We start from the raw sequence: 12,172 nt of genomic DNA, 5'->3' as shown, positions 1-12,172 counted from the left end.
CTCATGATCATTAGAACTTAGTTTTTATGATGAAACCACTTTGTACGTAGGGTCTTCAATTAGATTTACATTAATAACTGCATCGGCATTTTTCAGCAATTGCCTGCAGTCTTCGCTTAAATGTTGTAGTTCGACTAGTTTATTTAGCTGATTGTATTTTTTTGTCAGATTATTTAAAGCTTCAATTGCCGACATATCTGCAACACGACTTTCTTTAAAATCTATTATAACATGATCTGGATCCTTTTGAATATCAAATTTTTCAAGAAAAGTAGTTATTGAGCCGAAAAATAACGGTCCATAGATTTCATAATGCTTCACTCCTGCTTCATCAATAAAATGACGTGCACGAATTCTTTTGGCACTTTCCCAGGCAAAAACCAAAGCTGAAATAATAACACCTATTAAAACTGCCAAAGCCAGATTGTGCAATACAATTGTAATTACAGCAACCAGAATTCCAACAAAAATATCATGTTTTGGCATCTTGTTTATAACCCTGAAACTCGCCCATTCAAAAGTTGTAATGGCTACCATCATCATAACGCCAACCAAAGCAGCCATTGGCAGTTTTCCAATTACAGGAGCTCCAAAAAGTATGATAATTAAAATGGTCAAAGCCCCGATAATTCCGGAAAGTCTTGCTCTTGAACCTGCACCAAGATTTACTAAAGTCTGCGCAATCATTGGGCAGCCTCCCATTCCATAGAAAAAACCGTTTAAGATGTTCGAACTTCCCTGCGCTATACATTCTCTGTTACTATTTCCACGTGTTCCGGTAATTTCATCAACTAAATTCAGCGTAAGCAAACCTTCTGTCAAACCAACAGCCGCCACAATTACCGAATACGGAAATATCACTTTTAAAGTTTCAAAAGAAAGTGGAATATCAGGGATATGAAACGGAGGAAATCCGCCCTGAACTGATGCTATATCTTCAACCGTTTTGGTTTCGATATTAAATACAATTACCAAAGCAAAAACTACCATAATGGCTACTAAAGAAGCCGGAACTGCTTTTGTAATCTTCGGAAAAATTAAAACAATCGCAATTGTTAAAGCAACCAAACCAAGCATAATATATAAAGGAGTTCCCTTAAGCCAGGAAACCTGACCATTTACAATTGTCTTAAACTGTTCTAATTGCGACATAAAAATCACAACTGCCAAACCGTTTACAAAACCAAACATAACGGGCTGTGGCACCAACCGAATAAATTTTCCGAGTTTAAAAAGTCCGATACAGATCTGGACAACACCACCAAGCGCAACAGCTGCAAAAACATATTCTATACCGTGTGATTTCATCAAGGATATTAAAACAATCACGGTAGCTCCTGCTCCACCAGAAATCATTCCGGGCCTTCCACCAAATATTGCCGTTACCAGACCAGCAATAAAAGCAGCGTATAATCCAACTAAAGGCGGAAATCCGGCCAAGATAGCAAACGACAACGATTCCGGAATCATCGTCATGGCTACTGTTAAACCTGCTAAAATTTCATTTTTGTAATTTACTTTTTGAGTAAAATCGAAGAGTTGGAATGCTTTTTTCATAGGGCACAAATTTAAAAAAATAATGTGCATAAAATCAATAAACCTTTCTCTGCAAAAAGGAACTTCTGTACTTATAACTGCTCCAACAACAGCATGATACATGAAAAAATAAAGCTGATCATATTTTTTATTCTAACGGAACACAAACGTATCCCAGATGATTTACATATTCTACAATATTTTCAGGTTGCAGTTCATCCCCTTCAACCCTTAATATTTTATCACAGTCTTCTAAATCAAAATTGATTTTATAACCAGGAAATTGAGTCTGGATAACAGTCATGACATGATTTTTATCTGCCTCTTCCTGAACATTTGTTTTAAAAATTTCGACTTCCATAATCATTAATTTAAATTATAAATCTTAAGAACTACTGTTTTTTATTAAAAAGATTATATGAAATTCCAAATCTAAAATACCCCTGAGTATCTTCTTTCTGATCATAAACATATTGGTTGGTTCGTTCCCCTTTTTCGGTAATTCGGGTGGTCAACACATGATTAACACCTCCTTTTACAAATGCTATTATTTTGGGCGAAAAACTATATTCATACGTAACTCCGGATTTTAACTCTAACTGGTTAAGTTCATAGACACCTTTCAGATTGGCAGTGTCTAAATTGAGATAAAAGTTTTCAGAATTTAATTCTGTTCCAAAAGAAATTCTGCCGTCTTCGAGCAATTCTCTTCTAAACAAAATTCGCTGTGGCAGAATAAAATCCATATCCCACTTTGAGTTTTTAAACTTATGATTCATCGAAAAAAGCGGCGTAACAGGAATTATCGATGACGGATCTAATAATGCTAAAGCTCCTGCGGTAATTGTAGTAGAAGGTGTTTTTTTAAGCACCAAAACTACCGAAACGAAACCTTTTAGACGCTGAAAATCATCTTCGTTTCCATCAACAGTAGCAGTAGCATTGTAAATAACCGGTTTGTGAAAGAGCGAAGACATATAGGTTGCGCTTAATCCTCCTGCCCAATATTGCGTATTTCGATTGTCACGGGTATACGTTTGATCTGTACTGTAATTGTAAATTTCTCCAAAATCATAACTTTCATATTTATACCGCAATGAAGTCGTCAAAACAAACTGTTTGGATTTTGAAGCATAAAAAGGCAAATTAAACGCTGCTTTAAACCGGCTATGATTTTCAATTCTGCCTCTTTCAAATTTATTTCCTAATAATTCAGAATTGTAATTTGATGGTCCTAATTGCTCATATTGAATATCAAAAGTTCTTGTACTGGGAAACTTATCAATTATAGCTTTGCCAAACGTTTTCATATCAGGTTCTTTTTCCTGGGCTATTGTTTGCAAAGATGTAAATACAACGATTAACGAAATGATTTTTGATTTCATGAAAACTGTCTTATGATATTAAATCCGAATCAAAAATAATCTAGTTATCCTGATTTCAATCACAATTTTATACCAGTGGCGTATGTTTTATACGAATGGCGTTTGTATAATTTACCTATCACAAACAGTTATAAACTATACTATTATAGTATTTTTGCCGTTATGACAATTGCAAAAATTTATCAAAACTTTTTTCTACGCAATCTCTTCGTAAATACGCTCGTATATCTGATTATTCTGGCTTGTATCTACGATGAAGTAAAACTTGACGGTCATGACTGGCCTTATATCCTCAGTAAAATTGCTGTTGGTTATTTTCCAACCATTGTCTGGATAACCTGCTTTAATCTTTTTATTATCAAACCTTTTTTATTCCGTAAAAAGTTCAAGCTTTTTTTTACGCTTCTTGTCGTTTACTGGACAGGTTTTTATTATTGTATGACCTGGTTTTTCCCCGAAGTTGGATTAGGAAACTTAAAAACCCTTCAAATATTGTCACTTATTATAAATGGTACTCTTTTCTATTTTGTACACATCTTTATTACTAAAAAAATTACACAGACAGACAAAGACATCATGAATTTTAAGTCGGAGCTTTTGTTTTTAAAACAACAATTGAATCCCCATTTTCTATTGAATGCCATGAATAATCTTTACGGGGAAGCATTGGCAGAACCGGACAAAGTTCCTGACCGAATCCTGAACCTTTCGGATATGCTTCGATATCAGATTGAAGCGACAAAAAAAGATTATGTTTTAATTGAAGAAGAAATCGCTTTCATAAAAAAATACATTGAATATTACACTTTTAGAAATGAAAGATTGTCTGTAACCCAAAACATCGAAGGTGTTTATGATCTGACCGAGATTCCGCCATTGTTCTTTTTGCCACTGGTAGAAAATGCCGTAAAATTCTCTGCCGAAACTACAGAACCTTTTATTAAACTGGACTTAAAAGTAAAATGCCGAAATTTGACTTTTACTTTAAAGAACAATTATCTGGAATCATCACGGCTTTCGGGCACCGGAATTGGAATTGAAAACCTTAAAAGGCGTTTGAAAGTATATGGTTTAAAACACCATTTGAGCTGTAAAAAAGAGAAAAATATGTTTGTTGTAAAATTAAGTATATGGCAATTACCTACCGCTGTCTCATAGTTGATGACGAATCGCCTGCACACAAAGCACTGATTTCACATATCTCAAAATTTGATGAACTGGAACATTCCGGCAGTGCTTTTAATGGTATGGAGGCAATTAAAATGCTTAATGCCAATCAATACGATATTATTTTTCTGGACATCAATATGCCTGTTATCTCGGGTGTAGAATTAATGGAATTACAACCCAACAGACCACTCACTATTGTTACAACTGCGTATTCTGATTTTGCACTTTCGGCTTACCAAAATGATGCGATTGATTATCTTTTAAAACCTATTTCGCCTGAAAAATTTGCTAAGGCCATAGAAAAAGCCAAAACTTATTTTTCCGGAAACAGCCTTAAAAAAGAAATCAATACCAACGTAAAAACATTCTCCTATCGTATAAACGGACAAATGACAGACATGCCACTCGAAGATATTATTTATATCGAAAGCCTGGGCAACTACATGAAACTCTACAGCACCAGACTTAAATCGCCTGTTATCATTTACGGTTCACTTTCCAACATTGCTTCAGAAATTGAGTGCTCTAACTTTTTACAAGTACATCGCTCTTTTATTGTAAATGTGAATAAAATTACTGCTGTCACTTTTAAAAATCTTACTATGTTTAATGGGGAGGTTGTTCCTGTAGGAAGGAAATATCAGATTTTATTGAACAATTTACCAATTAGATAATTAGGCAATTAGAAAATTAGATAATCGAAAAGCTAAACTTTTATGAACTGCCCCCAAAAAGTGTCTAACTTTTTGGGGGCAGTTCAATTTAGTTGGGCTTTTTTATTTTTAGTGTTTACGTGAAACGGGTATTTATACTTGGGGATTGGGGTTTATTTTATGGTATAATTGTCTGGGAATAAATTTCTGGGAGATTATGGATTTACGTAAAGATTCAAATTTATAATTACAGATTTTTGTTTTTAAAATTAACTAACTTAAAAAACTATATGTATTCTACATCTGAAAAAGAAAAAGACTTTTTGAACCAACAAAAATTATTGACAACAAGTTCTTTAAAAGACTTTAATGATCGGGAATTGCTGGAAAAGCAAACTATTTATTTAATGAATATTGAAAAAAGCAATGAAAGAATAAAAGTTAATTTACAGTTTTGGTTTTATTTCGCAATTATTAGCGGCGTATCCGGTTTATTATTTTTAATTAATTAAAGGTTTTTCGAAGATTTTACACTAAAAACTATGCAAACCTCTTTTAAGTTTATGCAGGCTTTTTTATTCCTTACAAATCAAAATCTACCGACTCATAACTTGTTAAAAAACAATATTTGCCCTCATCCAACATTGTAATTTTAAACTTACTTTTACTGTAACTTTAATTCCATAAATTATGGCTGCTAAAACTACGCTTGATACGCTTTATTTAATTAATGATTCCAATCGAATAGTTTCAATCGAAATAATCGTTGGGGATCAGGGACAGACCTCAACTTTGAGTATTTCTTTAGACAAAGAAGACATTGTTTCCAATCATATTGGCAATTTGCCTAAAACAACCATTCAGGAAAATAAATTGCTGCACGGAAAAAGTCTTAAAATACAGGCAACGATCACTGATACTTCTAAGGAAACCAATGTAACTTCGTTAAATATAAAGTTGTCCGGCGGTTTCTTAACCCGAAACTATCCTTTATATAAAATGGTTGATAGTGACGGAGATTCAGCAGATTATTATTGCAATATTGAGTTTTTTAACCCTTCAAATTCTTGATCATGAAAATAGCCCTAAAAATTATTTTTGTATCCATCTTGCTGACCAATTTTATACTGGTGGCACAGCAAAAAGACAACAGTCAGGAATTTGATTTATTAAAGGCGCCTATTTCTCCGGCTTCAAACTTATTAGGTTTTTCACAAAGTGATATCGATAAACCTACAGATGTTTCAGCTTTTATGACATCCCTTCAAACAGCGACCAATTCATTTTCGCAATTACCATCTAACTACGCTATTGATATTGCACCGTACTGGCTGTTCAAAAAAAATAGTTTAGGAGATATTTCTACTAAAGGCCTTAGCAATTCTTATGGCAAAAAAGTTTTAAAACAGACTTTGGTATTGTCTTTTGCAGTTAAGAACACAGACTCGGTTTCGAATAATTTCAATCCTGAAAGTACATACGCCGCCATGGGGTTCCGATTTTCAATCTATCGGGGAAATTATGACAGTACAACGGTAAGTCAATTAAGGAAAATTGCAATACTGCAGCAGGAAAAACTTAAGCTTATGAAGAAAAACCAAACTCAGGTATATGATAATCTTCCTCAGGAAATTGATAGTCTGAAACAAGCAAGAAAAAATATTTTTGCAGGATTCGATACTAAAGATGAATCAAAGGATAATCTATTACTTGGTGAATTATTACTAAAAAAAGCAAGCAAATTAGACTCCGTTATTGGTGCTAAAATAGAAATTCTCCTGGATGATAATAAAGATGCAGAACAATTTACTAAAATAGATTCCAAGGTAAAAGAATTGGCAGGCAAATTTCAACTGGCCAGAGTAAACTTTACGTGGGATATTGCGGGCGGTATCAGTGCCGAATTCAGGAATAAAAATTTTAATAACTCAAAAGTTTACAATACGGGAATATGGACCACTTTTGGATATACTTGGGAAAAATCCGGGTCTTTATTAGGGTTAATAAGATATTTGTATAATCCTAATAAAATTTTCGCATTGGATAATCAGGTTAATGAAATTGATAATATTTCTACTCTTGATACAGGAATTAGATATATTTTTGGAAAATCTCAGTCTAAATTTAATTGCAGTATCGAGGCAATCTACCGAAGTGCTTTGTCACAGGATTCTATTAATTCTTCCTGGAGATTTATAGCAAACGCAGATTATGCAATATTAAAAAATCAGAAACTAACATTTTCTTTTGGACGTAATTACGATGGAACAACAACTAAGGATGGCAATTTAATCGCTGCTTTGGGTCTTGTAGTAGGATTTGGTAATAATAGATAATTAATACATGTAGTAAATATTATACTACAAATTTCATTTTTTACCATGCCATTAAAATAAAAATATATAAATTCTCAATCAGATCATTCTCTTTTAAACAATAACTAAACTTTAATACATTTACCACTTAAAATCAAATTTCGAGTGGTATTTTTGCGTTTAAGAAAATACTACTAAGATTAAAGTATCCAAATTCATATGACACGAGAACATTACATTCCTTTTAATAAGGAATTCTTACTCGATCAACAAATAGCTGCTTTTGCAGAAGATCAAAAAAAAGCAGACGATTTTAAAAAGTTATTCGATATCATCGAACATTACTATCATTATGAAGCTTTTAATCTTAATCGAAATCTAAAACAAAACTATGCTTTATTCGATCCGGATTTAAGTGAGAAAGAACGTGAAGGATTTGTAGGCAAGAGTGATTTTTCGATCTTTAAAGAAACACTTCTCAAAGTTTTAGATCATGGCAACTATCGCCGCGTTGAGCAAGAAGCATTGGACAAAGCTTTTAAAGATTCGGATTTGATTGGTTTAAAACTTTCAATAGACCTTAATGCTTTTAAAGAATATGAACTGTATGTTCGCGGTCATCACAAAGCGAAAGAAAAAATTACTAAACATATTTTCTGGAAAAAAGAAATAGAGATTGAATATTATGATCGCGTTATGATTTATCTAAATTATAATGAAGCCGATTATCTTAAGAAGAAAAAAGTAAAATTAGGAAAGATGCCTGTCGATCCGGGATCGATCGTTTTGAAAATATTTAAACGTGTCCCTAAAAACGATCTTGAAACCATTTTTCCAAATGCAATTCCAAGAATGTCTACTACCGATAAATTACTTCTTTGGATACCGGGAGTTTTTGGCGGAGTCTCATTATTAAGTGCAAAAGTAATTCCGGCTTTGATCAATATGTATGATGCCTATCAAACGGGTGAAGCTATTGATATACTAAACAGTAAAACTTCTTTAAATCAGGGATTAATTGCATTGGGAATTTTATCTGCTTACTGTTTTCGCCAATACAACAATTTTGTAAACAAAAAAATCAGATATTCTAAAATGCTTTCGGACAGCCTGTATTTTAAAAATCTGGGAAATAATAGTGGTGCTTTTTATTCGCTGTTAAATTCATCTGAAGAAGAAGTACTTAAGGAAACTATTTTAGCCTATACCTTTTTACACGAAAGTAAAATTCCGTTAACAGCAGAAGAAATTGATGATCAAATAGAGTCATGGTTTAAAACTAAACTAAACACAAACCTTGATTTTGATGTAAAAGATGCTTTATTAAAACTAAAAAACATTGGTCTTGGAATTGAAACCAATACTAAATGGGAAGTTATTCCGCTCGACAAAGCTCTGATTAAAATTGATAAATTATGGGATGAAGCTTTTGATTATAACCAAAAAAACTTTCCTGTTTCCAAAAATCACAAGTAAAATTCTCTATCACAAAAGCACAACATAGTAGTTGTTTTTTTTTTTGCTTTTTTTAGTTGAAATTCTATACCCGTATCAAGCAAAATCTCAGTGTTTTCAACGCATTATTAAAGTAAAATCCTGTTTATTTTTTTTTTAAGGTATTTTGTCGGTTTATTTTGTAGTTTATCGATTTAATTCGTAATATTGGCCTTATTTATAAATTTAACAAAACCAGTTAGTTTTATCATTTTTTGAAGTCGTTTTCAATCAAAAGTTAAAATTACAAATCATTAAAATCGAGAAAAGAGATGTCTCATACAAGCTATAAAAAAACAAAACATATAACGACAAAAATACTTCTAGTCTTATGGATTTCATTTGTTGTTGCCGCTATTATTGTCTTGCTTTTGCAAAATGAACTTTAACATCTCTCCTTCAAAACCTCAAAGGCGTTGCTATAGGATTGTACGCTTTTGAGAAAAGAAAAACTTGTTCTTACGAGGGTTCTTCTCAAGAATAAATTCATACAAATTTTTACTATAAATAAATAAAGTGCTTACCAAATTATTTAAAACAAAAAAGAGAACCATAAGTTCTCTTTTTTGTTTTATGACTAATTATCTCATTGATAATTAGTCTGTTTCTGCTTCAGTAAAATCCTCTGCCGTTTCTCCCACAGCAACCAGTTCTGGCTTAGAAGCTTTGAGGGCATTGAATCTTTCTAATTGCTCCAACTCTTCTTCTTCACCACTGAAATAAGGAAAAACGTCCATAATTGGTGACTCTGAAATAGCCGGAATTGTATAATCGCCCATCGTGTTTTTCATTACTGAAACGGTGTTATCATATGCTTCTTTTACATCATTGGCCTGTACTAATAAATACATGTTTGTTTTGCGTTCTTTTCCAGTTTCTTCATCAAAAGCTATTAATGATACTTTCGATTTAAACCAACGGTCTGCATTTTCGAAAGGATGAATTTCTGCATAATTTGCCACTTTTATATTCGTGATTTTAAATTCTTCACTTACATACGCCTTCATTTCTTCATTAATTCTGCTTTCAGCTTCCGTGTAGGATATTGCGTCTACCAAATAAGGCTCTGTTGTAACCTTTTGTGATCCAATATCATCCGTTTTTCTATATTTTACCTTGCACTCATACCAAATTGCACTCATCTTTGTTTTTTTTTAAGGAAGCCAAAGATAGATTTTAACGGAAATAAAATCGTCTTTTCGTAAAATAGATATTCACAATTTTGAAATCCAGAATCTTTAACGAAATTTACAACAAACTCAAAAATATTTAATAGCTTTGATATTCACCTAAACCCTGAAAAATGAGAACATTAGAACAATGGTTTGAAGAATATGCAGTGAGCCACCAAAACCCAAAGAACAAAGCGATACATTATATATGTGTTCCGGCAATTTACTTTTCTATAGTAGGATTACTTATGAGTATCCCGACCGGGCTTATCTCTACAACTTTAAAATTAAATGCTCCAATTATTGAAAATTGGGCTTTTGTGGTTTTACTTTTTGTACTTATTTTCTATATCAGATTATCAATTGTTATGGCTCTTAAGATTGCTGTTTTTTCAGCACTTTGTTTGATTGCCAATTATTATATCGCACAGTTATTGCCCCTGTGGATATTTTCAATAGGTGTGTTTGTTATTGCCTGGATTGGGCAATTTTATGGACATAATATTGAAGGCAAAAAGCCTTCTTTCCTAAAAGATATTCAGTTTTTAATGATTGGTCCGGCATGGGTTGTGGAGAATTTGTTTTCTAAGAAATAACTTCTCAACTAAATTTAATATTACGTTATGGAATTTATAGCTGTATACTCTAAAGAGCAATATGAATTCATAAAAGAATCTCGTGGAATATTATTTGAGTTTTGTAAAACAATTTCAGCAGAAGATTTTGTTAATCAAAATACTTCATTTGGTCGTGGAGGAAGCATTAGAAATCTGTTAGTTCATGTTGCAAACACTTACGAATACTGGATAGCAAATATTGTTTTGAAAAAAAATGTAATCTATTCTGAATACGAAAACTTTAAAACAATACAAGACGTCATTAGACTGTTTGATGATGTAGATAATTTCATGTTGGAATTTATCTCAAAAATGGATGATTTTGAAGATGAAATAGTATATGAAGTACAAAATATCAAAAATTCAGCAAAACCGTTTAAGATTTTTACTCATATTATTACTCACGAATATCATCACAAAGGGCAAATTTTATCCTTAAACAGGCATTTAGGCTACACTCCTGTTGACACTGATATAATGCGGTAATTTCAATACCCAAAATAATCATTACCATGAAAATAAACAATCAGGAAGTAAAAATTGAAAATTATGATATTTTTACTTATCGAAGAATTCGGCGTGCGATTGGTTATCTGGGAATTAGCCTGCCGGTACTGTTAGTTGTTTTGTCTTTTATTTCTTTTTTCGAAACTCCTGTTCAACATTCGATAAGTCATTACTATTATACGAATCTGAGGGAAATTTTTACCGGAGCTTTATGTGCAGTAGGTTTATTTTTGATTTGTTATAAAGGCCGTGGCAATATTTCAGTCTGGAAAAACGACAACTTATTAACTAATATTGCCGGAGTTATGGCTCTGGGTGTAGCTTTATTTCCTACAAATCCTGATATTATATCCGATAAAATGTACAGCCTTATTCCGCTTAATGAAAAATGGATTGGCTGGCTTCATTATGGATTTGCGGCGTTATTGTTTTTAATATTCGCTTTACTGGCTATCAATGTTTTTACAATTCGTCAGGAAAAAGAAATTCAAACTCCTAAAAGTGTCCTGAATGAAAACAACATTTACCGATTTTGCGGTTATTCGATATTGACATTTATTATCATGGTACCTGTAGCGGAAAAATTTTATCTTTTTCCTTATTCGACTTTGGTTTTTGAATCACTTTCGCTTTTTGCTTTTGGAATTGCATGGTTAATCAAAGGACGGGCTTTAGGCGATAAAGGTGTTATTGGGCAAAAATTGTATCAGGAAAATAATTCTGTGAGTACCGAAAAAGTTTTTGAGGAGTAAATTATTCTTTTCTTCTACTGAAAACTAAAGCCCTAGCCCGGACAGCAGTGGCATCCTTTTGTGGCGGGGTTCGCCATAAAAGATATAGCGAATGGCCGGATTAAGCTTCTAAAATTGTAAATGTGCTTTTTCTATTAGAAATTATCCCAATTTGTATTCCTGAACGCATTGGGATAATATTTCTATCCAAAATTAAAATGCAACAAAAGGTAAAAATTAAATTTTAGTTTATGAAACTAAATTTGTCTTCAAATATTTTTCCGATAACCGGAATTGGTTTCTTTTGTTCGTTGGCAGCATTGATGATGCCAAAAATCCACAGAATAAAAATGGCGTAACCAATGTAGTTAAGAAAATAAAGCGACGTAACCGTGAACACAACTACAGAAAGTATAATATTTACTGCGAAAGAAAATAGAAAAATTCCAAAGCCCTGCTTAAGATGATACGTTACAAGATCGCTTTTTGGCGTTATGTCTTTGCTTTTTACGAAGGCTATGATCCAACCAATAATGGTGATGTAGCTCAGGATTGATAAGGTTTTATTATTCATTGTTCTAATTATTAGTTG

At 32.5% G+C, this 12,172-nt stretch carries 14 protein-coding genes; 9 read left to right on the top strand and 5 right to left on the bottom strand.

Annotated elements, in window-relative coordinates; genetic code table 11:
- Positions 1 to 24: 24 nt before the first annotated feature.
- The 3 genes from JE46_RS07430 to JE46_RS07420 form a co-directional block, all read right to left on the bottom strand.
- Positions 25 to 1,557 (bottom strand): SulP family inorganic anion transporter, encoded by a 1,533-nt coding sequence (locus tag JE46_RS07430; RefSeq protein WP_031454630.1) that lies wholly within the window; start codon positions 1,555 to 1,557, stop codon positions 25 to 27.
- A 127-nt stretch (positions 1,558 to 1,684) separates the two neighbouring features.
- Positions 1,685 to 1,897 (bottom strand): hypothetical protein, encoded by a 213-nt coding sequence (locus JE46_RS07425; RefSeq protein WP_031454629.1) that lies wholly within the window; start codon positions 1,895 to 1,897, stop codon positions 1,685 to 1,687.
- Between the two features lie 31 nt (positions 1,898 to 1,928).
- On the bottom strand, positions 1,929 to 2,921 hold the full coding sequence (locus JE46_RS07420) for a hypothetical protein (protein ID WP_031454628.1): 993 nt from the start codon (positions 2,919 to 2,921) through the stop codon (positions 1,929 to 1,931).
- A gap of 75 nt (positions 2,922 to 2,996) precedes the next feature.
- Here JE46_RS07420 and JE46_RS07415 point away from each other — a divergent pair, with 75 nt between their 5' ends.
- The 6 genes from JE46_RS07415 to JE46_RS07390 all read left to right on the top strand — a co-directional run bounded on the left by JE46_RS07415 (position 2,997) and on the right by JE46_RS07390 (position 8,535).
- A complete protein-coding gene (locus JE46_RS07415; protein ID WP_236010755.1) occupies positions 2,997 to 4,079 on the top strand; it encodes a sensor histidine kinase in 1,083 nt (360 codons plus the stop codon).
- On the top strand, positions 4,052 to 4,765 hold the full coding sequence (locus JE46_RS07410) for a LytR/AlgR family response regulator transcription factor (protein ID WP_031454626.1): 714 nt from the start codon (positions 4,052 to 4,054) through the stop codon (positions 4,763 to 4,765). The genes JE46_RS07415 and JE46_RS07410 overlap by 28 nt, the downstream gene beginning before the upstream one ends.
- Positions 4,766 to 5,001: 236 nt before the next feature.
- Positions 5,002 to 5,256, top strand: coding sequence for a hypothetical protein (locus tag JE46_RS07405; protein ID WP_157505884.1), 255 nt, complete (start codon positions 5,002 to 5,004; stop codon positions 5,254 to 5,256).
- 178 nt (positions 5,257 to 5,434) lie between these two features.
- Positions 5,435 to 5,815 (top strand): hypothetical protein, encoded by a 381-nt coding sequence (locus JE46_RS07400; RefSeq protein ID WP_031454624.1) that lies wholly within the window; start codon positions 5,435 to 5,437, stop codon positions 5,813 to 5,815.
- 2 nt (positions 5,816 to 5,817) lie between these two features.
- A complete protein-coding gene (locus JE46_RS07395; protein WP_031454623.1) occupies positions 5,818 to 7,080 on the top strand; it encodes a hypothetical protein in 1,263 nt (420 codons plus the stop codon).
- Between the two features lie 198 nt (positions 7,081 to 7,278).
- A complete protein-coding gene (locus JE46_RS07390; protein WP_031454622.1) occupies positions 7,279 to 8,535 on the top strand; it encodes a TMEM143 family protein in 1,257 nt (418 codons plus the stop codon).
- A gap of 614 nt (positions 8,536 to 9,149) precedes the next feature.
- On the opposite strand, the gene JE46_RS07385 is transcribed toward JE46_RS07390, so the two are convergent.
- Positions 9,150 to 9,695, bottom strand: a complete 546-nt coding sequence (locus tag JE46_RS07385; RefSeq protein WP_031454621.1) for a DUF4494 domain-containing protein — start codon at positions 9,693 to 9,695, stop codon at positions 9,150 to 9,152.
- A 161-nt stretch (positions 9,696 to 9,856) separates the two neighbouring features.
- Between JE46_RS07385 and JE46_RS07380 the strand changes: the two genes are divergently transcribed.
- From JE46_RS07380 to JE46_RS07370, 3 genes are read left to right on the top strand one after another with little or no spacing between them, the layout of a single operon-like run.
- The gene (locus tag JE46_RS07380) at positions 9,857 to 10,321 is read left to right on the top strand and encodes an Mpo1 family 2-hydroxy fatty acid dioxygenase (RefSeq protein WP_031454620.1); all 465 of its coding nucleotides are present in this window, start codon (positions 9,857 to 9,859) and stop codon (positions 10,319 to 10,321) included.
- Between the two features lie 27 nt (positions 10,322 to 10,348).
- Positions 10,349 to 10,828 carry a DinB family protein gene (locus JE46_RS07375; RefSeq protein WP_031454619.1) on the top strand — a complete coding sequence of 160 codons (480 nt, stop codon included), beginning with the start codon at positions 10,349 to 10,351 and terminating at the stop codon, positions 10,826 to 10,828.
- Positions 10,829 to 10,854: 26 nt separating this feature from the next.
- On the top strand, positions 10,855 to 11,601 hold the full coding sequence (locus JE46_RS07370; protein WP_031454618.1) for a hypothetical protein: 747 nt from the start codon (positions 10,855 to 10,857) through the stop codon (positions 11,599 to 11,601).
- Positions 11,602 to 11,824: 223 nt separating this feature from the next.
- Here the strand turns inward: JE46_RS07370 and JE46_RS07365 are convergent, their stop codons facing one another.
- Complete coding sequence (locus JE46_RS07365) at positions 11,825 to 12,154, bottom strand: DUF4870 domain-containing protein (RefSeq protein WP_031454617.1); 330 nt, start codon at positions 12,152 to 12,154, stop codon at positions 11,825 to 11,827.
- Positions 12,155 to 12,172 lie beyond the last annotated feature (18 nt).

The organism is Flavobacterium chungangense LMG 26729, assembly GCF_000735715.2.
GTDB classification, from domain to species: domain Bacteria; phylum Bacteroidota; class Bacteroidia; order Flavobacteriales; family Flavobacteriaceae; genus Flavobacterium; species Flavobacterium chungangense.
This window is presented reverse-complemented; position numbering and strand designations above follow the sequence as displayed.

Excerpts from the sequence above, each read along its gene's own strand:
- JE46_RS07430 (WP_031454630.1), bottom strand. The coding sequence starts at position 1,557 with ATGAAAAAAGCATTCCAACTCTTCGATTTTACTCAAAAAGTAAATTAC.
- JE46_RS07425 (WP_031454629.1), bottom strand. The coding sequence starts at position 1,897 with ATGGAAGTCGAAATTTTTAAAACAAATGTTCAGGAAGAGGCAGATAAA.
- JE46_RS07420 (WP_031454628.1), bottom strand. The coding sequence starts at position 2,921 with ATGAAATCAAAAATCATTTCGTTAATCGTTGTATTTACATCTTTGCAA.
- JE46_RS07410 (WP_031454626.1), top strand. The coding sequence starts at position 4,052 with ATGGCAATTACCTACCGCTGTCTCATAGTTGATGACGAATCGCCTGCA.
- JE46_RS07400 (WP_031454624.1), top strand. The coding sequence starts at position 5,435 with ATGGCTGCTAAAACTACGCTTGATACGCTTTATTTAATTAATGATTCC.
- JE46_RS07395 (WP_031454623.1), top strand. The coding sequence starts at position 5,818 with ATGAAAATAGCCCTAAAAATTATTTTTGTATCCATCTTGCTGACCAAT.
- JE46_RS07390 (WP_031454622.1), top strand. The coding sequence starts at position 7,279 with ATGACACGAGAACATTACATTCCTTTTAATAAGGAATTCTTACTCGAT.
- JE46_RS07385 (WP_031454621.1), bottom strand. The coding sequence starts at position 9,695 with ATGAGTGCAATTTGGTATGAGTGCAAGGTAAAATATAGAAAAACGGAT.
- JE46_RS07380 (WP_031454620.1), top strand. The coding sequence starts at position 9,857 with ATGAGAACATTAGAACAATGGTTTGAAGAATATGCAGTGAGCCACCAA.
- JE46_RS07375 (WP_031454619.1), top strand. The coding sequence starts at position 10,349 with ATGGAATTTATAGCTGTATACTCTAAAGAGCAATATGAATTCATAAAA.
- JE46_RS07370 (WP_031454618.1), top strand. The coding sequence starts at position 10,855 with ATGAAAATAAACAATCAGGAAGTAAAAATTGAAAATTATGATATTTTT.
- JE46_RS07365 (WP_031454617.1), bottom strand. The coding sequence starts at position 12,154 with ATGAATAATAAAACCTTATCAATCCTGAGCTACATCACCATTATTGGT.